This window comes from Pseudomonas sp. NFACC14 (genome assembly GCF_900106885.1).
In the GTDB taxonomy this organism is placed as follows: Bacteria; Pseudomonadota; Gammaproteobacteria; order Pseudomonadales; family Pseudomonadaceae; genus Aquipseudomonas; species Aquipseudomonas fluorescens_AA.
In genome coordinates this window covers 1-22,256 of record NZ_FNOA01000008.1, presented here as the reverse complement: position 1 = coordinate 22,256, position 22,256 = coordinate 1, and the positions used below count along the sequence as shown (strand labels likewise).

The 22,256-nt window shown below is 64.5% G+C and carries 16 protein-coding genes; 12 read left to right on the top strand and 4 right to left on the bottom strand.

The annotated features are described in order from the left end of the window. Positions 1-59: 59 nt before the first annotated feature. The 4 genes from BLU85_RS14055 to tssA form a co-directional block, all read right to left on the bottom strand. Complete coding sequence (locus tag BLU85_RS14055) at positions 60-548, bottom strand: Hcp family type VI secretion system effector (protein ID WP_072407498.1); 489 nt, start codon at positions 546-548, stop codon at positions 60-62. A gap of 228 nt (positions 549-776) precedes the next feature. Continuing rightward, the gene (gene tssC, locus BLU85_RS14050; protein WP_072407496.1) at positions 777-2,273 is read right to left on the bottom strand and encodes a type VI secretion system contractile sheath large subunit; all 1,497 of its coding nucleotides are present in this window, start codon (positions 2,271-2,273) and stop codon (positions 777-779) included. A 2-nt stretch (positions 2,274-2,275) separates the two neighbouring features. Further along, positions 2,276-2,782 (bottom strand): type VI secretion system contractile sheath small subunit, encoded by a 507-nt coding sequence (gene tssB / locus BLU85_RS14045; protein ID WP_003177230.1) that lies wholly within the window; start codon positions 2,780-2,782, stop codon positions 2,276-2,278. Positions 2,783-2,863: 81 nt separating this feature from the next. Beyond that, on the bottom strand, positions 2,864-3,895 hold the full coding sequence (tssA, locus tag BLU85_RS14040) for a type VI secretion system protein TssA (protein ID WP_092200512.1): 1,032 nt from the start codon (positions 3,893-3,895) through the stop codon (positions 2,864-2,866). Positions 3,896-4,310: 415 nt separating this feature from the next. Here tssA and tagH point away from each other — a divergent pair, with 415 nt between their 5' ends. The 12 genes from tagH to tagQ all read left to right on the top strand — a co-directional run bounded on the left by tagH (position 4,311) and on the right by tagQ (position 21,670). After that, positions 4,311-5,801: a type VI secretion system-associated FHA domain protein TagH gene (tagH, locus tag BLU85_RS14035; protein WP_092200515.1), complete on the top strand. Its 1,491-nt coding sequence runs from the start codon at positions 4,311-4,313 to the stop codon at positions 5,799-5,801. Between the two features lie 68 nt (positions 5,802-5,869). Further along, positions 5,870-6,376: a type VI secretion system lipoprotein TssJ gene (gene tssJ / locus BLU85_RS14030; protein WP_060740022.1), complete on the top strand. Its 507-nt coding sequence runs from the start codon at positions 5,870-5,872 to the stop codon at positions 6,374-6,376. Positions 6,377-6,391: 15 nt separating this feature from the next. Further along, positions 6,392-7,726, top strand: a complete 1,335-nt coding sequence (gene tssK / locus BLU85_RS14025; RefSeq protein ID WP_072407490.1) for a type VI secretion system baseplate subunit TssK — start codon at positions 6,392-6,394, stop codon at positions 7,724-7,726. Positions 7,727-7,732: 6 nt separating this feature from the next. Further along, on the top strand, positions 7,733-9,046 hold the full coding sequence (locus BLU85_RS14020) for a DotU family type VI secretion system protein (RefSeq protein ID WP_072407488.1): 1,314 nt from the start codon (positions 7,733-7,735) through the stop codon (positions 9,044-9,046). Beyond that, on the top strand, positions 9,043-12,543 hold the full coding sequence (tssM, locus tag BLU85_RS14015) for a type VI secretion system membrane subunit TssM (RefSeq protein WP_092200518.1): 3,501 nt from the start codon (positions 9,043-9,045) through the stop codon (positions 12,541-12,543). The genes BLU85_RS14020 and tssM overlap by 4 nt, the downstream gene beginning before the upstream one ends. Next, positions 12,540-13,193, top strand: coding sequence for a type VI secretion system-associated protein TagF (gene tagF, locus BLU85_RS14010; RefSeq protein ID WP_092200521.1), 654 nt, complete (start codon positions 12,540-12,542; stop codon positions 13,191-13,193). The genes tssM and tagF overlap by 4 nt, the downstream gene beginning before the upstream one ends. Then, positions 13,194-13,925, top strand: coding sequence for a PP2C family protein-serine/threonine phosphatase (locus BLU85_RS14005; RefSeq protein WP_092200524.1), 732 nt, complete (start codon positions 13,194-13,196; stop codon positions 13,923-13,925). Beyond that, entirely contained in the window at positions 13,922-17,011 is a 3,090-nt protein-coding gene (locus BLU85_RS14000) for a serine/threonine-protein kinase (protein ID WP_092200527.1), read from the top strand. The genes BLU85_RS14005 and BLU85_RS14000 overlap by 4 nt, the downstream gene beginning before the upstream one ends. Further along, complete coding sequence (locus BLU85_RS13995) at positions 17,011-17,727, top strand: ABC transporter ATP-binding protein (protein ID WP_092200529.1); 717 nt, start codon at positions 17,011-17,013, stop codon at positions 17,725-17,727. The genes BLU85_RS14000 and BLU85_RS13995 overlap by 1 nt, the downstream gene beginning before the upstream one ends. Beyond that, the gene (locus BLU85_RS13990) at positions 17,727-18,923 is read left to right on the top strand and encodes an ABC transporter permease (protein WP_092200532.1); all 1,197 of its coding nucleotides are present in this window, start codon (positions 17,727-17,729) and stop codon (positions 18,921-18,923) included. Before BLU85_RS13995 ends, BLU85_RS13990 begins: the two co-directional genes overlap by 1 nt. After that, a complete protein-coding gene (locus BLU85_RS13985) occupies positions 18,916-20,643 on the top strand; it encodes a formylglycine-generating enzyme family protein (protein ID WP_092200535.1) in 1,728 nt (575 codons plus the stop codon). The genes BLU85_RS13990 and BLU85_RS13985 overlap by 8 nt, the downstream gene beginning before the upstream one ends. Before the next feature lie 85 nt (positions 20,644-20,728). Next, positions 20,729-21,670: a type VI secretion system-associated lipoprotein TagQ gene (tagQ, locus tag BLU85_RS13980; RefSeq protein WP_092200537.1), complete on the top strand. Its 942-nt coding sequence runs from the start codon at positions 20,729-20,731 to the stop codon at positions 21,668-21,670. Positions 21,671-22,256 lie beyond the last annotated feature (586 nt).

Sequence of the window (22,256 nt, the reverse complement as noted above, 5' to 3'; positions counted from 1 at the left end):
AGATTGGATTCGAGCAAGCACCAAACACCCCCGGCGCGTGGCACCGGGGGTATTCTCGATTACACCTTGACGTTCTGACGGATGTTCCAGCCGAACTTGACCGGGCCGCCTTCCTTGGTGCCGTCGGCTTTCTGTGGCTGGTAGTCCACCATCACCTTGGCGAAGTTCAGGGTGACGTTTTCGGTCAGGCGATCATCGCCGCCCGAACCGCCGGTGCTCAGGGACGTGACCAGCACTTCTTCCAGGTTGATGATCATGTACTCGACCTGGCTTTCACCGCCGGCCTTGCGCACGGTCAGCTTGACCTTGTCGATGTGCTTGCCGCTGGCGCAGTGCATCATCAGGTTTGGCGAAGCCTTGTCGACGAACTTGGTCAGCGACAGGTCCTGGACGTTGACCTTGCCCGCACCGCCGCCGCTGCCCACGTGCATGTTACCGGACTGGGACATGCCCCAACTCCAGTTCAGGACGTCGATCTCGTCCTTGTGGGCCTTGTCCATGGACTCGCCCTTGATGTCGCCGATCTTGATGAAAATATCAACAGCCATGTTTTCTCCCTGTGTGGTTTCTAACCACATTGTTTGGTTGACGCTGACCTTGCGAAATTACGGGTGCTGAACGGGGTGGAAGACGATCTCCAACCTGCTGGAGATCCCCTGTGGGAGCGAGCTTGCTCGCGATGGCGGCGTCACATCCGACATCAATGCAAGCTGATCCACCGCTATCGCGAGCAAGCTCGCTCCCACAGGGTTACCGCCACCCGTTTCAATAAGTTTTTACGCGCCCTTGGCCGACGGCAGTTTCGATACCAGGCGCAACGACACGGTCAGCCCTTCGAGCTGGTAGTGCGGGCGCAGGTAGAACTTGGAGTTGTAGTACCCCGGGTTGCCTTCGACTTCTTCGACGATCACTTCGGCGGCAGCCAATGGATGCTGGGCCTTGGTGGTCTCGGTGGAGTGCGCCGGGTCACCGTCGACGTAGTTGAGGATCCAGTCCTGCAACCAGCGCTGCATCTCGTCCTTCTCTTTGAAGGAACCGATCTTGTCGCGCACGATGCACTTCAGGTAATGGGCGAACCGGCAGGTGGCGAACAGGTACGGCAGGCGCGCGGCCAGGTTGGCGTTGGCGGTGGCGTCCGGGTCGTCGTATTCGGCCGGTTTCTGCAACGACTGGGCGCCGATGAACGCGGCGAAGTCGGTGTTTTTCTTGTGCAGCAGCGGCATGAAACCGTTCTTCGCCAGTTCCGCTTCACGGCGGTCCGAGATGGCGATTTCGGTCGGGCACTTCATGTCCACGCCACCGTCGTCGGTCGGGAACGTGTGGGCTGGCAGGTTTTCCACTTCGCCGCCCGATTCAACGCCACGGATGCGCGAGCACCAGCCGAAGTGTTTGAACGAACGGTTGATGTTCACCGCCATCGCGTAGGCGGCGTTGGCCCAGGTGTACTTGGAGCTGTCGGCGCCGTCGGTGTTTTCTTCGAAGGCGAAGGCTTCCACCGGGTCGGTCTTGGCGCCATAAGGCAGGCGCGCCAGGAAACGCGGCATGGTCAGGCCGATGTAGCGCGAGTCTTCCGACTCACGCAGCGAGCGCCAGCCGGCGTATTCCGGGGTGGTGAAGATCTTGGTCAGGTCGCGCGGGTTCGACAGTTCCTGCCACGAACCCATGCCCATCACGGTCGGCGATGCCGCGGCGATGAACGGGGAGTGCATGGCCGCGCAGACTTTCGACAGCTCGCCCAGCAGCTCGACATCCGGTGGCGACTGGTCGAAGTAGTAGTCGCCCACCAGGCAGCCGTAAGGCTCGCCGCCGAACTGGCCGTATTCTTCTTCGTACATCTTCTTGAAGATCGGGCTCTGGTCCCACGCGGTGCCCTTGAATTTCTTCAGGGTCTTGTGCAGGTCGGTCTTGGAGATGTTGAGCACGCGGATCTTGAGCTGCTCATCGGTCTCGGTGTTGTTGACCAGGTAGTGCAGGCCACGCCAGGCGCTTTCCAGTTGCTGGAAGTCGGGGTGGTGGATGACCTGGTTGACCTGGGCGGTGAGCTTGGCGTCGATGGCGGCGATGATCGATTCGATCGACTTGATGGCGTCGTTGGACACCAGGTCGGTTTGCGCCAGGGCCTGCTCGGCCAGGGTGCGCACGGCCGTTTCAACGGCTTCGCGGGCACGCTCGGTCTTGGGTTTGAATTCTTGCAGCAGCAGGGACGCGAACTCGCTGGTTTCTTGGGTTGCGCCCAGGTTCTGTGCGCCTTCGCGGGCTGTATTGTCAGTCATGATCATTGGTCCTGTGCTGGCTTCGGCGCGCTCGCCAGGGCCTGCAACAGCGCTGGGTCCTTGATCGCCTTCATGATGATTTCTTCGGCGCCGGTCTTGCCGTCCATGTAGGTCAGCAGGTTGGCCAACTGGGTGCGCGCTTCGAGCAGCTTGTTCAGCGAGTCGACCTTGCGGGCCACGGCCGCCGGGCTGAAGTCGTCCATGCTTTCGAACGTCAGGTCCAGGCTCAGGTTGCCTTCGCCGGTCAGTTCGTTAGGCACATGGAACGCCACGCGCGGCTGCATGGCCTTGAGGCGCGAGTCGAAGTTGTCGACGTCGATCTCGAGGAACTTGCGGTCGGCCACCGGGGCCAGAGGCTCGGCGGGCTTGCCGGCGAGGTCGGCCATTACCCCCATGACGAAGGGCAACTGGACCTTTTTCTCGGCGCCGTAGAGCTCGACGTCGTACTCGATCTGCACTCGAGGCGCGCGGTTGCGCGCGATGAATTTCTGAGAACTTTGCTTCGCCACGTTGCTGCTCCTGGTCGCTTGAGCGACGGTGTTGGCGTCATCGGGGGTACCGGTGACGTGACTGCGTGATCCGCTCGCTTTTTATTCGCTGTCTGGGCCGCGCAGGTTTTCAAATTGACTCATGCCGTCGGGAATCAGGTTGCGCACAATGGCCGCGAAATCGGCGTGCACCAGATGCTTGGCCCGGTTCAACAGCACCGGCAACGGGCTGGAGGGCTCATGACGGGTGTAGTAAGCGAGAATCCGGTCCAGGCTGCGCAGCACGTCGTCGCGGTTGTTGATGTCGCCGCTGACGGTGTTGGTATTACGCGGTGAGCTTGTGACATTTACATGCTCAGCGGGCGCTGCGCTGTTGTCGCTGACGGGATCGGCCTGGGCGCTGTCGCCACTCTGCGGGGCGAACTGGCCGAGAATCTGCAGGGCCATCTTCAAAGGTTGCTTCAACGGGCCGAGGTCCACGCCTTGGGCGGAACCGACCTGGTCGCTGACCTGCTGTTCGATGGCTTCGGCGGCGCTACGGGCTTCGAGCAGGGCGGCGCGGGTGATTTCCAGCTGCTCGGGGTCGCTGTCGAGCAGGGCCCCGGCGAGCTGTTCGGCACCGAGGTTTTCATCCGGGAAACTCTGCAGGCCACTGGCGTTGGCGGCGGCGCGCAGGCTGACGGCACCGAAGGTCCGCGAACGGGTCAGGATGCTTTCACGCAGCAGGCGGATGGTGACATCGGACGTCAGGCCGGCGAGGGCATTGATGCGCACAGTGGGGTCGTTGTCGTCATCGGCGTCCAGGCGCGGATGCAGTTCGGCCCAGTATTGCTTGAGCAGCTCGCTGATCAGCGTCAGCACACGGGCCATGCCCGGCAGGCCTTCGAGGGCCAGGGAGCTTTGCATCAGGAAATGGGTGATGCGCAGGTCTTTGCTGCGCTGCAGCAAGTCCAGGCTCTGCTGCTGGATGCTGCGCCATTCAGGGGGTTCGGCAGGCAGGATCGAATCGCCCATGCTGCGCTCGGGTTGGCCCCGGGAGTCGCGTTCCAGGCGCAGGAAATCCGCGTCATATTCCAGATCTTCACCGCACGGAGAAGTCGCGGAAACGGCGGCGAGCAGCAAAGGCACATCCACTTGGATCGATCTCCCTATCACCCGCTTGATAGAAGTCGGGCAGTTCACACGCAAGTTTCGAATGAAACTTCACATGTTCCTTGACGGTAATAGCCCTTTAGATCTGCGATGATCCTAAAGTGCCATCATGTATATTCAAGAAGTTGTGCATTTTTGGTGTAGTACTTATCGCTTGTCAAGGTAAGCTATTTCGCCTGTGTATGCCCCATGTAACAGTTGTGATGCGCTTAACAGCCTGCCCGACCTGCCGGTCGAAGCGGCAACTGACGTGGGGTTTTTGTCACGCAAGGCGGTTATGATCAGCAATCATGCTGGCAAAAAGCCGTTCTTACGGTTGTTGGCAGGTTGCCGGCGGTCGTCAGGGTCTGAACCCTCTCACCCCGCCCGCGCGCGAAGTATTCAGCAAGGAGGCAAGATGCCGCTGTGTTTGACTATCACTAGTTATCACAAAATTACCCCAGGCCAGTGTTCTGAAAAGTCCATGGACCAGGGAGTGATGGCAATTGGCCGTAATTCCGATAACGACTGGGTATTACCGGACCCCGAGCGCCTGGTTTCCGGTAAACATTGTGTTATCCAATACAAAGACGGGCGTTATTATTTGACCGATAACAGCACCAACGGTGTGGAATTGGTCAAGGCCGGCGTTCGCTTGCGCAAGGGCAACAGCGAGCCCCTGCAAGATGGCGAAGTGATCCGCATTGGTGACTATGAAATCCAGGCCCGCGTCGATTTCAACCTCCCGGTCACCGACAGCAATCCGTTCGCCGAATCGCCCAGCAGTTTCGAGGCCTTGATGGGGCAGCAGAGCACCGCCGCGCATGTGCCGTCACCGATCCAGGTGGCCTCGCCTGCGCATTTCCAGGGCGTGTCGGCCATGGACACCCTGCCGGACCTGTTCGACTTCTTGACCCCGAGCAGTGTCCCGCCGGCCACCCAGCCTGACCATGTCCCGGCCGAGCAGCACAACTTCCGCCCGCCGACGCCAATTGCCCGGCCGAGCCCGCCACCTGTGGTCGAGCCGGTTGTACCGCCGTCTGTCTCGGTGATTCCGGATGACTGGGACCCGTTCAGCGACAAGCCGGCACCGGTGGCGGTTACCCCGCAGCCCGTAACCCCGCCGCCGCTACCGCCGGTGGTTGAGCCGATCGCGACCCCGGTTTCGCAGCCTCCGCTCGTCGACATCTTTGCTGAAATCAGTGCACCGCCGCCGGCGCCCGTGCGTGAAGCACCGGTGACCCGCGTCGAGGCCCCGGTCGCACCGCCGGTTGCTCCAGTTACCCCGGTTGCTCCGGCCGCGCCGGTCGAGGCCGCCCAACCCGACTTGCTGCAAGCCTTCCTGCGCGGTGCCGGGCTGGACCAGTTGCGCCTGGACAAGGCCAATGCCGAAGCACAGATGGAAAACATCGGGCGCAGTTATCGCTTGATGGTCGAAGGCCTGATCGATGTCTTGCGCGCCCGCAGCAGCCTCAAGGGTGAGTTCCGCATCCAGCAGACGATGATCCAGCCGGTGGAAAACAACCCGCTGAAGTTCGCCCCCAATGTCGATGAAGCCTTGCTGTTGCTGTTGCGCCACGGCAACCAGGCGTTCATGGCCCCGGACGCGGCGGTGCGTGACAGTTTCGACGATTTGCGCGCCCACCAACTGGCGGTAATGGCCGGTGTGGAAGCGGCCATCAAGCATTTGCTGGGGCGCTTCGAGCCGGCGCAACTGGAAGAGCGCATGGCCAAGCCCGGTGGGCTTTCGGGGATTTTCAGCGGCTCGCGGCAGGCCCAGTACTGGCAGCAGTTCACCGAGCTCTACAGCAACATTTCCCGGGAAGCCCAGGAGGATTTCCAGGACCTGTTCGGTCGCGAGTTCAGTCGCGCCTACGAAGAACACAGCACACGACAGCGACGCCGTTGAGCGGCGCCGTCCTAGAACAATATTGATCAGCCAACAACGGATAGCTCAAACGTCATTGAGGACGCAGGATGATTCCCAGGTTTTTACTCGCAGTCGCCACCGCGCTTCTGCTGACGGCGTGCGCCAAGGATGCGGCCAATCCCCAGCCCGAAGAGGCTGAGGCCGACACCGCCGCCATCGAGTTGCATTTCCATGCCATTGCCGGGCTCAACCCCGGTGCCACCGGCCAGCCGGCCCCGGTCCGGGTGCGCATTTTCGAACTGAAAAATGCCGCGACCTTTGGCCGTTCCGATTATTTCGCCCTGGCCGAGCGGGCCCAGGCCACGCTGGGTGCCGACCTGATCGACCAGGACGAGGTGCTGATCCAGCCCGGCCAGCAATTGAGCCTGCAACGCGACCTCGACCCGGCCACGCGGCACATCGGCATACTGGTGGGCTATCGCGAACTGGACCAGTCGTTGTGGCGCACGGTGATGAATGTCCCGGCGCGCGAATACACCGAATACCAGATCAGCCTCGATGTGCGCGCCGTGCGCAGCGCCGTCGTCGTTCCCCCATCCAGCCCTGCCCAATAAGCAATCGGAGCCCCCATGTCCTGGAACAATCGCGTGGTCTGGTCGGAAGGCATGTTCATTGGAACGCAGCACTTCCAACAGCATGACCGTTACCTGGAAAACCTCATCGACGCACGCAGCCGCCCATTGTCGGCCGGCGCCTGGGGTTTTTCCGAATTGCTGATCGACCAGGGCCTGCTGGCCCAGGGCAAGCTGGCGATCATCTCGGCGCGGGGCCTGTTGCCGGACGGCACGCCCTTCAACATTCCCCAGGATGACCTGGCGCCCACACCGCTGAACGTCGACGACAACCTGCGCGACGGCTTGGTGTACCTGGCCTTGCCGCTCAAGCGCGCCGGCGCCCGTGACACCGTGGACGAAGGCGAAGACCTCGGCGCCGCGCGTTATGTGAGCCAGGTGTGCGAAGTGCGCGACGATAACGCGCCGTTCGAAAACCGCGCGCCGGTGGCCCTTGGCTCCCGGGCCCTGCGGTTGTTGACCGAACAGGATGGCATCGGCGACTACGCCGCCATCGGTGTGGTACGCATCAAGGAAAAACGTGCCGACCGTGCCTTGGTGCTCGACGACACCTACATCCCGCCACTGCTGGATGTCATCGCCTCCAAACCGCTGGCGGCGTTTCGCAGCGAACTGCTGGGCCTGCTGCATCAACGCGGCGAAGCCTTGGCCGGGCGGGTGGTGGCGTCCGGTGCCGGTGGCGCCTCGGAGATTGCCGACTTCATGCTGCTGCAACTGGTCAACCGCGCCCAGCCGCTGATCCAGCACCTGAGCCAGTTGAGCCCGCTGCACCCCGAGCGCTTCTACAGCGAACTGGTGAGCCTGGCCGGGGAGTTTTCCACGTTCACCGCGTCGGGGCGACGACCGCAGCAATACCCGCCATACCAGCACGATGACCTGGCCCTCAGCTACGCGCCGGTGATGCAGGCCCTGCGCGAAGCCCTGTCGATGCTGATCGACAGCAAGGCGACGCCGATTCCGATTGTCGAGAAAGCCTACGGCATCCACGTGGCGATGCTGGCCGACAAGACCCTGCTCGACAGCGCCAGCTTCATCCTGGTGGTGCGTGCCGATGTGCCGGCCGAAACCCTGCGCAGCCGCTTCGGCCAGCAGAGCAAGGTCGGCTCGGTGGAGCACATCCGCGACCTGGTCAACCTGCAACTGCCGGGCATCGGCCTGCTGCCGTTGCCGGTGGCGCCACGGCAACTGCCGTATCACGCCGGCTCCACCTACTACGAACTCGACCGGGGCAGCGACCACTGGCAGCAGTTGAGCAACTCCGGCGGCTTTGCGTTCCACATCGCCGGCCAGTTCCCGGGGCTGAACCTGGCTTTCTGGGCGATCCGAGGATAAACCGCGATGAGCAACGACGATCGTACCCAATTCATGCCGACGCCCGGTGGCCGTGGCGCCGATCCATTCCGCCCGGACCCTGGCCGTCCGGACCCGGGTCGTCCACAGCCGGCGCCGCTGTCGATGCCGGCCGCGCCGGTCCTGACCGGCAAGGCCGAGGGCCTCAACCCGTTGGAAAGCGCCGCCGGCCCGCTGTTGGCCCTGCTGACGCGCCTGCGCAACACCATCGCCCACCCGGCGCCGGCCAGTTTGCGCGCGCAACTGCTGGCCTACCTGCGCCAGTTCGAAGAGCGCGCCGAGGCCGCCGGTGTGGTGCGCAACGATGTGTTGCTGGCCCGCTATGCCTTGTGCACCGCGCTGGACGAAGCGGTGTTGAGCACGCCGTGGGGCGGCACCAGTGACTGGGGCAAGCAAAGCCTGTTGATCACCGTGCACAACGAAGCCTGGGGCGGCGAGAAGGTGTTCCAGTTGCTGGAGCATTGCCTGCAAAGCCCCCGCGAGCGCCTGTACCTGCTGGAGCTGTTGTACCTGTGCATGTGCCTGGGTTTCGAGGGGCGCTACCGGGTGATGAACGACGGTCGCAGCCAACTGGAAGCGTTGCGTGAGCGCACCAGTGCGGTGATCCGCAGCGCCCGGGGCGACTACGAACGCGAGTTGTCGCCGCACTGGCGCGGTGTCACCGTGGCCCGTGATCGACTGGCGCAGTTCATGCCGCCGTGGATCGCCGTGGCCATCGGCGCGGCCTTGCTGCTGGCGCTGCTGTTCGGCCTGCGCATGAAACTGGCTTCCGATGCCGAGCCGGTGTTCAAGAACATACACTTCCTGGGCGAAATCCCGGTGCAGACCATCGACCGCCCCGTGGTGCAGCCGAAAGTGGTCGAGCGCCCACGCCTGGCAGGCTTTCTGGCCGATGAAATCCGGGCCAACCGGATTGCCGTGGAAGACGCCGTCGACCGCTCGGTGGTGACCATCCGCGGCGACGAACTGTTCGCCTCGGGCAGCGCCAGCATCAAGGACGATTTCCAGCCGCTGATGCTGCGCATCGCCGATGCGGTGCGCAAGGTCAAGGGCCAGGTCCTGGTCACCGGCCACAGCGACAATCGGCCGATCGCCACCCTCCGGTTCCCATCCAACTGGGCGTTGTCCGAAGCACGGGCCCAATCGGTGCTGCAAATCCTTTCGGCCAAGACCGGCCAGCCCGAGCGCTTCAGCGCCGAAGGCCGCAGCGACACCGAGCCGTTGGCGTCCAACGCCACCCCAGAGGGGCGTGCGCGTAATCGTCGGGTTGAAATCACAGTATTGGCGGAGGGGGTCGAGTGAAGGCGTTTTTCAGTTTTATGACCCGCTGGGTCATCCCATTGCTGGGGCTGATCGCCCTGAGCCTGATCATCTGGTTCGTCGGCCCGCTGCTCGATTGGCTGGTGCCTGAAGGCCGCCGCTGGGCCTTGATCATCCTGGTGTTCGCGGTGTGGATCGCCTACCGCGTGTTCCGCATCATCCAGGCGCGCCGCCAGGCCGCCGAAGTGATGCGCAGCCTGGCCGCGCAAACCCCGCCCGACCCCACCAGCATCGCCACCGCCGAAGAGCTCGAAACCCTGCGCCAGCGCATGGACGAAGCCTTGGCCCTGCTCAAGAAAGCCAAGCTGGGCGGGGACGAGCGCCGCAACCTCTACGAGCTGCCGTGGTACGTGATCATCGGCCCGCCGGGTTCGGGCAAGACCACCGCGCTGGTCAACTCCGGGTTGCATTTCCCCCTGGCCGCGCAACTGGGCGCCGGTGCCGTGCGCGGTGTCGGCGGCACGCGCAATTGCGATTGGTGGTTCACCGACCAGGCGGTCCTGCTCGACACCGCCGGCCGCTACACCACCCAGGACAGCGACGCGACCATCGACAAGGTCGCCTGGCTGGGTTTCCTGGGGCTGTTGAAAAAGCAACGGGCCCGACGCCCGATTGACGGTGCGTTCATCGCCATCAGCCTGTCCGACCTGCTGCTGGGCAGCGACGCCGAGCGCGCCGCCCATGCCGCGGCGATTCGCTTGCGGATCCAGGAGCTGTACACCCAGCTGGGCGTACGCTTCCCGATTTACCTGATGCTGACCAAGCTCGATCTGGTGCCCGGGTTCATGGAGTATTTCGATACCCTGAGCAAGGAAGAGCGCGCCCAGGTCTGGGGCATGACCTTCGCCCTGGACGATGGCAAGAGCAACGACAGCCCGCTGGCGCACCTGCAAAGCGAATTCACCGGCCTTGAGCAACGCCTCAACGACCGTCTGGTGGAGCGCCTGCAACAAGAGCGCGACCCGGCGCGGCGCGACCTGATCTACGGCTTCCCGCAGCAGTTCGGCGCCCTGAAGGATTGCCTGCAAAGTTTCCTCGAAGGGGTGTTCAAACCCAACGCCTTCGAAGAGCGCGTGTTGCTGCGCGGTGTGTATTTCACCAGCGGCACCCAGGAAGGCAGCCCGATCGACCGCCTGATCGGTTCCATGGCCCAGAGCATGAACCTGGACCGTCAGCACCTGGCGCGCCAGACCGGCACCGGGCGCAGCTACTTCATCGAGAAACTCTTCACCGCCGTGGCCTTCGCCGAGCGCGGGCTGGTGGGCGTCGACCCGAAAGTCGAGCGTCGGCGCAAGTGGATCGCCCGCGGCGTTCTGGCCTCCACGGTGGTGCTGGTGCTGGTGGTCAGCACGTTGTGGTGGGTCAGCTACCGTGCCAACCAGGCCTACATCGCCCAGGTCGATCAGAAGGTCGCGCCCTTGGGCCAGACCGTGCAGAACCTCAGCCCGGCGCAACGGGATGTGCTCGCGGTGTTGCCATTGCTCAACGCCGTGAAACACCTGGCCGACGACGCCCCGAGCTGGGCCGAAGGCCTGGGCCTGTACCAGGGCGACATGCTCGAAGCCGAGTCCGGCAGCGTCTACCGCAAGCTGCTGATCGCGGTGTTCGCGCCACGCCTGCTGACGCGCATCGAAGAGCAACTGCACAGCGGCGGCAATTCGGATTTCCTCTACGAAGGCTTGAAGGCCTACCTGATGCTCGCCGACACCGAGCATTACGACGCCGACTTCATCAAGGCCTGGATCGCCCTGGATTGGGACCGCAGCCTGCCGCGGGACTTGCCGGCCGAGCAGCGCCAGGCCCTGACCGCGCATTTGCAGGCGTTGTTCGAGCGGCGTCCGCCCCTCGCGCGCCTGGACACGCGCCTGGTCGAAGACCTGCGCCGCCAGTTGCAGCAATTGCCGGTGGCCCAGCGGGTCTATGACCGGATCAAGCGCCAGAAACTGCCCGAAGGCATCCCGGACTTCCGCATCAACGAAGCCGCCGGGCGTGACGCGGCGCTGGTGTTCAGCCGCAAGAGCGGCAAGCCGCTGGGCGAGCCGCTGAGTGGGTTCTTCACCGTCAAAGGCTACCGCCAGGGCTTCTTGCTCACCAGCCTGAGCCAGACCGGCACCCTGGCCGAAGAGCAATGGGTGCTGGGCTTTGAGCAAGCCGATCAGCAGAACGTCGCCAGCCTGGCCGCCGATGTGCGTCGCTTGTACTTCCAGGACTACCTGCGCCAATGGGACGCCTTGCTGGCCGACATCGACTTCGTGCCGATCACCAGCGTGGCCCAGGCCGCCGATGTGCTGCGGGTGATTTCCGGCCCGACCTCGCCGCTGAAAAAACTGCTGGTGGCGGTGGCGAAGGAAACCGACCTGCAACAGGATGAACGCCTGCTGGCCGCCCAAGGTGCGCCGGTGGAAGGTGGCGTGGACAAGCTCAAGGAACGCCTGGGCAGCTTGCTCGGCCAGGAGCAGGCGACGCCAAACGCGCCGGCGGCGAGCGACGACCCGATCACCGCGCACTTCGCCGAGCTCAACAGCATCGTCAGCAAAAGCGAAGGCGAGCCGGCGGCCATCGACGGTCTGTTGGCCGACATGAACGCCCTGTACGTACAGGTCAGCGCCATGGTCGGGGCCAGCGGCGACGCCTTGCTCGGCGAAGCCAAGAACCAGGCCACGGCCGCCGCCACGCGGGTCAGCCTCAACGCCGAACGCCAGCCGCCGCTGGTGCAGGGCCTGGTCAAGTCGGTGGTCAACTCCACCACCAACAGCATGATGGGCGGGGTGCGCAACCAACTGAACGCCGCCTGGACCAGCGAAGTGGTGAACATCTATCGCCAGTCCCTGGCCGGGCGCTATCCGATGTCGCCGGGCAGTGCGCGGGACGCGACCCTGGATGATTTCGGCCAGTTCTTCGGCGTCGGCGGAGTGATGGACAACTACTTCCGCAAGTACCTGCAACCCTACGTCGACACCTCGACGCCGACCTGGCGCTGGCAGCCGGGCGCGGCGCAGAAGCTCGGCATCTCCCCCGGCGCGCTGCAGACCTTCCAGCGCGCGGCGACCATCCGCGATGCGTTCTTCCGTTCCGGCGGCACCCAGCCGATGGTGCGCTTCGAACTCAAGCCGGTGGCGATGGACTCGACCATCACCCAGTTCCTGCTCGACCTCGACGGCCAGCAGTTGAGCTACGACCACGGCCCGAGCCGTCCGACCGCCATGCAGTGGCCGAACCCGGGCAGCATCGGCGTGGTGCGGATCTCCATCATGCCGCCGTCTTCCAGCGGTCGTTCCGGCATCACCCTGGACGGGCCGTGGGCCTGGTTCCGCTTGCTGGAGCAATCGGACCTGACCGCCGGCAACTCGCCGGATCGCTTCAACCTGCGGCTGCGGGTCGATGGTGCCAGCGCCTCTTACGAGCTGCGGGCCAACAGCGCCTTCAACCCGTTCAAGAGCCGGGTGCTCAGCGGCTTCAGCCTGCCGGAGCGGCTATGAGTACGCCGGGCTTCTACGGAAAGTTGGCCAGCCGCGGCGACTTCGTCAGCCGGGGTTTGCCCCAGGGGTTTATCGGCCCGTGGGATTCGTGGTTGGCGGCGGGTCTGCTCGCCAGCCAGAGCAGCCTCGGCGAGCGCTGGCTGGATGCTTATCTGGTCAGCCCGTTGTGGCGCTTCATGGTCGCGCCGGGTGTGTGTGGCCCGGACGCCGCCGTCGGGGTGGTGATGCCGAGCATCGACCGGGTCGGCCGTTATTTCCCGCTGACCGTCGCGGTGCTGCTGGAGCCTGACGCGGACCCGGCGTCCGTGGTGGGCGGTGCGGACGAGTGGTTCGAGCGGGTCGAGAACCTGTTGCTGAGCACGTTGAGCGTGGAGGCCAGTTTCGAGGCGTTCAACGAACAGCTGGAAACCCTCGGTAGCCCGATGTACCTGCCACGCACGTCGAGCAGCCGTTTCGCCAGCCTGCATCGCTTCGACGCCACCGATCCGCAGCGGCGTCTGAGCGCCCTGGCCGAGGCGGCCTGCGAAGGCGCGAGCCTGTGGTGGGGCCAGGGGTCGGAGCGCATTGCCCCGGGTTTGATGCGCTGCCAGGGATTGCCGGCAGCCGCCGATTTTGCGCAATTTTTGCTCGGCCAAGAAGGTGTTGTGTAGATGCGTCCAAGTGCCGGAAAAGCAATCAAGTCTGCAAGCAAGAGCCATGTCGGGATGGTCCGCCAGGTCAACGAAGACGCCTGCCTGGACCTGCCGGAAAACGGCCTCTGGGTGGTGGCCGATGGCATGGGTGGGCACGCGGCGGGCGATTACGTCAGCAGCCTGATCGTCGACAGCCTGCGCAGCATCGCCATGGGGCGTTCGCTGGACGAATACGTCGCGGCGCTGCAGAGCGACCTGCTACGGGTCAACGCCGCCGTGCGGGAAGAAACCGCCAACCGTGGCGTGACCATGATGGGCAGTACCGTGGTGGTACTGGCCGTCCGCGACCTGCGGGGCATGTGCCTGTGGGCCGGTGACAGCCGCCTGTATCGCCTGCGCGACGGCGTGCTCGAAGGGATCTCCCGGGACCACAGCTACGTCCAGGATCTACAGGACAGCGGCCTGCTCAGCGAAGCCGAGGCGCGGGTGCACCCGCGGGCGAACATCGTCACCCGGGCCATTGGCGTCGAGGCGCAACTGAACCTGGCGCTGACCGAACTGCTGCTGGTGCCTGGCGACAGCTATCTGTTGTGCAGCGACGGGCTGACCAAGACCGTCGAGGACGAGGAGATCCGCGAAGTACTGAGCCACGACGAGCCCGGCGAAATCGCCAGCAGCCTGGTGTCCCTGGGCCTGATGCGCGGCGCGCCGGACAACATCACCGTGGTGGTCGTGAAGGTGCCGTCATGAGCTTGACCCTGAACATTGTCATCCCCGGCTACGACATCGAAGGGCCGATCGGCGAAGGCGCGATGGCCAGCGTGTACCTGGCGACCCAGCGTTCGCTGGAGCGCAAGGTGGCGTTGAAAGTGATGGCGGCGGCCCTGGCCGCCGACCCGACGTTCTGCGAGCGTTTTTTGCGCGAAGGCAAGACCCTGGCGCGCCTGTCGCACCCGCACACCGTCACCATCCATGACATCGGCAACGTCGGTGAGCTGTATTACATGGCGATGGAATACCTGCCCAACGGCACGCTCAAGGAACGCATCGCCGCGGGCCTGACGCCGGAGCAGGGCCTGACCTACATCCGCCAGATCGCCTCGGCCCTGGGGTATGCCCACGGTTTGGGCCTGGTCCACCGCGACGTCAAGCCGGCCAACATCCTGTTCCGCGCCGATGGCACGGCGGTGCTCTCGGACTTCGGCATCGCCAAGTCCCTGGACGACCGCACCCAGTTCACCCAGGCCGGCTTTGCCGTCGGTACGCCCAGCTACATGAGCCCGGAACAGGCCCGTGGGCAAGACATCGACGGTCGCGCCGACCTGTACGCCCTGGGCGTGGTGCTCTACGAAATCCTCGTTGGCAAACTGCCGTATACCGGCAACGACGCACTGTCCACGGCCCTGGCGCACCTGACCGAACCGTTGCCGGAGTTACCGGTGCACCACGGCCGTTATCAGGACGTGTTGCGCAAACTGTTGGCGAAGGACCCGGCGGAGCGTTTCCCGGACGCGGCGGCGTTGCTGCGGGCGCTGGATAACCTGCCTGAGGAGTCGGAAGCGACGCTGATCCGGCCGTTGTCGTTGCAACTGCCGACCACGTCGCCTGCGGTGGATGACCTGGCGGGCTTGACGCCCATGTCCATCGACATTCCCAGCGGCCCGGCTTATTCACCACCGCAGCCACAGTCCAAGCCCGTTCCGCCGCCGATAAAACCGACGGTTCAATCCTCGGTGTCGGAGCAACGCAAGGGACCGGTGTTCGCCCTGGCTGCCGTTGCGGTCGCCGTGGCGCTGGCGTTGGGTGGCGCGGGTTATTGGTGGTTGGCCGGTGACGATGGCAAAGAAGTGAAGACGCCGGTGGCCACGACCCCCTCGGCCAAGCCACCGGAAGTGAAGCCGCCGAAGGCCCCGGACGTGCCGGCGGTCAAGCCACCCGTCGCCCCGCCGGCCCAGCCCCCCGTGGCGACCGAGGCCGACGGTGGCCAGCGTCCGCTCTTGATGGCCGGCAAGAAAACCCTGTTCCAGCGTGTGCTCAGCAAGCCGGGGGCGAAACTCGCCGAGGCGCCGGGTGCCGCACCGGGCAAGGCACTGCCGGCGTTTTCGGTGTTGTACGTGTATCAGCGCAAAGACGTCGATGGCAGCGCGTGGGTGCGGGTCGGCGCGGCCACCGACGGGCGCAGCGACGGCTGGTTGCCCGCCGCCCAGGTCAGCGACTGGAAGCAAAGCCTGGTGCTCAAGTTCACCGAACGTTCCGGCCGTGCGCCAGTGATGTTCCTGCGTCAGCCTGGGGAAGTGGAAAAGCTCCTGGCTAACCCATCAGCCGCCAAGAACGTGTTGCTCAAGGCCCAGCAGAGCCCGCAGGACGACCAGCAAGTGCTGGCCCTTGAGCCGGCCGCCAGCGCGGTGCCGCAGAGCCAGTTCTATCTGTTGCCGATCTTCGATTCCCGCGAAAGCCTCGATGAAAACGGCCAGCCGGTGCAGTTGCTGAACGTGGCGTCCATCGACCCGGGCAACACCCCCAAGGCGGCGGGCAACACGCCGATCACCACCGCCAACGCCGACGCGTTCCGCACCGCCGTAGTGCTGGTGGTGGACACCACCGTGTCGATGCAGCCCTACATCGACCAGGTGCGCGACGTGGTCCACGAACTGCAAACCCGCATCGCCGAGCGCGGCGAGTTGGACAGCGTCAGCTTCGGCATGGTGGGTTTCCGCAGCAGCGTCAAGAAAACCCCGGGCCTGGAATACGTCGCCAAGACCCTGATCACCCTCGAGCAGGGCCGCGACCCGCAGCGCTTCATGGAGCTGGCGCGGCAGGTCAAGGCATCGACGGTGTCCAGCCATTCGTTCAACGAAGATGCGTTCGCCGGGGTCATGGAAGCCGTTGAAGGCATGGACTGGTCCGGTTACGGCGGGCGCTTGATCCTGTTGGTCACCGACGCCGGTGCCCTGCGCAAGAACGATCCATTTGCCGCCACGCAAATGAACGAGGCCGAAGTGCGCCAGGCGGCGCTGGGCAAGCAGATCAAGATCTACGCCTTGCACCTGCTCAGCGACGCGGGCAAGAAAACCCATGCCGGCGCCCAGAGCCAGTACCGCACCCTGACCGCCGACGCCAACCCGCAGATCGGGGACCTGTACATTCCGGTGCCGGGCGCCGACGTGCGCAAGTTCGGCGAGCGGGTCGACGAGATCGGTTCGGTGTTCGCCGACCTGGTGCATCAGGTGCGCAGCAACAAGGCGCAAAGCGTGCCGCTGCTCAGTGCCGCGCCGAGCCTGGCCGACAAGTCGGCCGCGGTCGGCTACGCGATGCACATGGATTTCCTGGGGCGCAAATCCGCCAGCCAGGCGCCGCAACTGGTCAGCGCCTGGACCGCCGACCGCGACCTGACCAACCCGGCGCTGCCGGCGTTCCAGGTCTGCGTGATGCTGACCAAGCTGCAACTCAACGACCTGCAGCAGTCGCTGAAACTGATCGTCGACGCGGCCCGCAAGACCCAGAGCTCGCCCAAGGATTTCTTCCAGGAAATCGCCAGCGCCAGTGCCTACATGAGCCGCGACCCGTCGGCCCTGCGCAAGGGCGGCAACCTGGCCGACGGCGGCATTCTGGGCGAGTACCTGGAAGGGCTGCCGTACCGCAGCAAGTCGCTGAACATGACCCAGGACTTGTGGCTGTCCTTGAGCGTGGCCGAGCAGGAAGATTTCATCGACGAGCTGGATTCGAAAATCCGCCTCTACGAAACCTTCCACAACGACCTCGCCAACTGGGTGCGCTTCGGCGACGCCGAGCCGGGCGATGCCTTGTACCGCGTTCCGTTGTCGACGCTGCCGTGATGCTGAGCCTCAACGCTGTGCACAAAAGCCGGGGCGCCGGCAGCCAGCGCTACAGCCTGGTGATTCCACGGCTGCAATTGCGCGGCGGTGAACAACTGGCGGTGGTCGGTCCCAGCGGTTGTGGCAAGAGTACGTTGCTGGACCTGCTGGCGCTGGTATTGGCACCGGATCAGGCCGGGCAGTTCGACTTCACGCCCGCCGACACGCCGCTGGACATCGCCAAATTGTGGCGTGCGTCGCAACAGGGCACCTTGGCCGAGCTGCGCAGCCGTTACCTGGGTTATGTTCTGCAAACCGGCGGCCTGTTGGGCTTCCTGGATGTGCGCGGCAACATCGCGTTGTCGCGCAAATTGCTGGGCTTGAAGGATGACGCAAGCGTGACGCGCCTGGCTGGGCAGTTGGACATCGCCGATCAACTGGACAAGAAGCCGGCGGACTTATCCGTCGGCCAGCGCCAGCGGGTCAGCTGTGCCCGGGCGTTGGCCCATGGGCCGCGCCTGCTGCTGGCCGATGAACCGACCGCCGCCCTCGACCCGCTGAACGCCGAGCGCGTCATGCGGTTGCTGGTGGCCCAGGCTCGCGAACATGGCGTGTGCTGTGTGGTCGCCACCCACGACGAGGCGCTGGCCCGCGCCAGCGGTTTGCAGGTGCGACGCATCAGTTGCCGTCGCGATGCCGACGGCGGTGTCACCGCCACCCTCGGGGAGGCTTGCTGATGCGCGGCGCACTGGTGGCTTCCCTGGCCTGGCAGGATTACCGCAACGATGCCTGGCTGTCGGCCTGCTCGGTGCTCGCGCTGGTGGCCGTGGTGGCGCCGCTGCTGGTGTTGTTCGGCCTGAAGTTCGGCCTGGTCAGCAGCCTGACCGAGCGCTTGCAGAACGACCCGGCCACCCGGGAAATCATCCCCTTGGGCGGCGGTCGCTTCAGTGCCGAATTCATCGAACAGTTAAGCCAGCGCGGCGACGTGGCCTTTGCCTTGCCGCGTACCCGCCAGATCGCCGCCACGGCGGAGCTGAGCAGCGATGCTTCGGCTGTCACGGTCGAGATGATTCCCACCGCGGCCCACGATCCCTTGTTCGAGCATTTGCCGGTGCCTCAAGGCCTGGATCAAGTGGTGCTCAGCCAGACCGCCGCTGAAAAGCTCGGCGCCAAGGCCGGCGATTGGGTGCAGGCCAGTTTCGGCCGGCAGGTGGCCGGTCGCAGCGAGGCGCAGCGCACCCGCGTACAGGTCCTGCACGTACTGCCCTTGGAAGCCTTCGCCCGGGACGGCCTGTTTGCACCGCTGGCCTTGCTGGAGGCCGCCGAGGATTACCGCGATGGCCGCGCCGTGCCCGCGTTTGGCTGGCCGGGCGATGCGGTGAGTGTGGCCGGGCAACGGGTCTACCCGGCGTTTCGTTTGTATGCCCGCAGCCTTGGCGACGTCGAGCCGCTGCGTCAGTATTTCGCCGGGCAGAATCTGCTGGTCTCGACCCAGGCCCAGACCATCGCACAAGTGCAATCGCTGAGCCGCAATCTGTCGATCGTGTTCTGGATCATCGCCGGGTTGGCCTTGGCCGGCGCGTTCGCGGCGATCTTTGCCGGCGCCCTGGCGGCGGTCGAGCGTAAGCGCCGGGAGCTGTCGGTGTTGCGCCTGCTGGGGGTTTCCACTGCTGCGCTGTTGCTGTTCGTGGTGTTGCAGGCGCTCTACAGTGCCACGTTTGCCGCCTTGCTGAGTGCCGGCCTGTATGGCCTGGCGCAGTCGGGCCTGAACCATTTATTTGCGCAGATGCCGGGTGAGTACGCCAGTCATCTGCTGGTGCGTCATTACACCTTGGCCCTGCTGGCCGTGCTCGGCGTCAGCGCTGTCGCGGCGGCTTGTGGTGGCTGGCGGGTGGCGCGCATCCAGGCGTGTGAAGGAATTCGCGATGTATAAGTTATTGGGCGCCGCCGTGGCGCTGAGTCTGGCCGGACTGGTCTGGGCTGATGAAAGCACGGACAAGCTGGACAACCCCAAGCCATTACCCGACGACGTCAGCCTGCCGCTGCCGTGCGAAGGCCAGATGGTGTTTCGCTACGTCTACATCCTCGCCCAGGGCACCCTGGACGACCGCGAGATCAGCCTCGGTTACCCGTTCAGCGAAGGCGAGGCGGGTTATCAGCAGTCGTTCATTTCCGGCTACCGGCGCGACTTCATCAACGGCCAGTTCACCCTCAAGGACCTGCCCACGGACTGGAACAAGACCATCACGCCGTTGATGCCCAAGACCGACGCCAAGACGCCGCTAAAACCGATGCTGTACTTCATCGGCAAGTACGAGGTCACGGCCCGCCAATACGCCCAGGTCATGGCCCAGGCGCAATCGCTGGCCAGCGGCGAAGCGGCGCCGGCCTGCGAAACCCTGCAAGCCGATTTGCCCCAAGGCGTGGCGGGGCGTTTGCCCAAGGTGAAACTGTCGAAGTTCGAGGCCGAGCGCTTCTCGGCGGTGTACAGCGCCTGGTTGATGAAATACCACAAGGACCTGCTGCCGGTGAGCGGTCGCGGCACCTCCGCCGAAGACGGCGGGTTGGGCTTCGTGCGCTTGCCGACGGAAGTCGAATGGGAATTCGCCGCCCGCGGCGGGCAGGCCGTGAGCCGTCAGGACTTGGAAGGGCGCCTGTTTCCGCGCCGCCTGGAAGGCAGTGAAAGCGACGGGCCGCTGGCCGATTGGGCGGTGTTCAACCAGGTCGCTGGCGGCACCGGCCAGGCCGCGCGGTTGATGCCCATCGGCACCAAGCTGCCGAACCCCATCGGCCTGTTCGATGTGGTGGGCAACGCGGCCGAGATGGTCCAGGAGTCCTTCCAGTTGGTGCACGCCGGTCGCCGCCAGGGCGCCTATGGCGGCTTCGTGGTCAAGGGCGGCAACTACCTGGAAGGCGAGGGCACGTTGTTCACCGGGATGCGTCGCGAGTACCCGCTGTTCGCCGCCGACGGTACCGAGCAGAGCAACGAAACCACCGGCTTCCGCGTGGCCGTTGGAGCGTTGTCGGCGCCACGCTCGCGCTACAAGGAATTGTTCGCCCAATGGCAGAAAGAGGGGCGCCTCGCGTCCCTGACCGACGCCATCGATGACGCCGACGACCCGACCAAACGCCTGGACAGTATTATCGCCGCCAGCGTCGACCCGCGCCTGCAAGCCGAACTGGGCCTGGTCAACGAAGAGCTCAAGCGCAACGTCTCGCTCATCGCCCAGCAGCGCGAGGAAGCAGCGGGCAACCTGATCCAGTCGTCGGCCCTGGTGGCCGAGACCGTCAACAACTACAACATTCGCCTGACCAATCTGCAGAACAGCCGGCAGGCCGCGCTGGATGCCAAGGATGAGGCCAGCGCGCAACTGTTCGCCACGGCCATCGACAACGGTCGCAGCGCGCTGGATGGCGCAGTGGCGATCTACATCGACAACCTGGCCACCGGCACGCGCTACACCGATGCCGTGATCCAGGCGCAGTTCCAGCGCATCAAGGAAGAGTTGGAACGCAAGCCGGTACTGGGCAAGAGCCTGGTGGCGCGCGCAACGTTATTCGTTCGTCATGTCGGGGATTATCGTCAGCAAAAACGAGCCGATCCGGCGGCGATATTGAAGGAATTGCTCGCATCGAACGCTCAGCGGTCTTGAGTGTTCGTTGTCAGCGAGCTTGGAAGGGACTCAGGCGGCGATAGGGCCGCGCTGAGCTGGTCAAAACTTAAACGAGAACACAACTATGCTTTTCTCCCGTAAACCTTTTGCTTCGGTTTCCAAGCGTCATTTGTTGCTGGTGGCTGTCGGCTTCAGCACCGTGCTGACGGGCTGCGCCACGTCGCCGACCTCCAAGGTCGCGTCGAGCACCAAGGTCGAGTACTACCCTAACTGCTACGAGCCGGTGCAGCACCTGCGCTCCACCGAAGGCAACATGACCAAGTCGGTCGTCACCGGTGCCGCTGTCGGTGCCGTCGGTGGTGCACTGCTGGGCGCCCTGACCGCCGACAAGGAAGACCGTGGCCGCAACGCCGCCATCGGTGCCGCGGGCGGTGCATTGGCCGGTGGTGCCGCCGGTTACTACACCGAGCGCCAGAAGCAGATCGCCGACGACAACCAGCGCATCGCCTCCTACGCCGCCGACGTCAACAAAAGCGTCTCCGACATCGACCGCAGCACCGCCTACGCCAAGACCTCGCAGCAGTGCTACCAGAACGCGTTCAGCAAACTGGTTGCCGACCGCAAGGCCAAGACCGTCAACGACACCGAAGGCCGCAAGCGCCTGGCGGAAATCGTCGCTGGCCTGAAAGAGTCGAACGACCTGATCGTCGCGGTCAACGGCAAAGCCTCCGAAGACCTGAACAACTACACCCAGGCCTACGAGAAAGACCTGCAGCAAGTGGGCGTGCAGCGTACTGACGTGGTGACTGTGGCCACTGCCGATACCACGCCGGTCGTGGCTCAGACCACCAACAACAAGAAAATCAAGAAAGTGCAGCCGGCGAAGAAGAAAGACCTGCCGACCGTGCCGAAAGAAGCGGTGACCACCGAGAAAACCCTGCTGACCGCCAAGGCCAAGCAGGATGAAAGCAAGCAGGTTGCCAGTGCCGGTACCACTCAGGTCAACAGCATGTGCAAGAACCCGGACCTGGGCGACTGGGCACCGGTGCCTTGCCCGAATGTTTGATTGAGTGAGGGCTGCTGATCGTTGGTCAGCAGCCAAAACCTGTGGGAGCGAGCTTGCTCGCGATAGCGTCCGTTCAGTTGGCATCTATGTCGACTGACCCGCCGCCATCGCGAGCAAGCTCGCTCCCACAGTTGTTTTGTGTTGCCGGTGATATCTGCGACACCTCCAATCCCCTGTGGGAGCGGGCTTATCTCTTTCGGTTGTCCCCCGATCCAATTGTGGGAGCGAGCCTGCTCGCGATGGCGGCATGACAGCCGGCCAGGATGTTGTTGACGGAGTACATATCCATTGCTGCGGTAACGGCGGCTTATGGTTCCGCTCTTACAGCGGGTCACTTTTGGCAAACGCCCCAAAAGTAACCAAAAAGTCTTTGCCCCACCACTCGGCACCTCGCCTAGGCTCGGTGTGCCCTCACTCCGGCATTGCTCCGTGGGCCCGCCGCGAAGGGCCATCCATGGCCCAGCGCGGCTATCCCGGCATCCATGCCGGGATGCCCACTGCGCAATACCTGCGTTCGGCCAGCGTGGTCAACGGGGCCCCCAGATCAAAAGCCCGCCGAGGCGGCCTTATAGCCGACCTGGTTCTT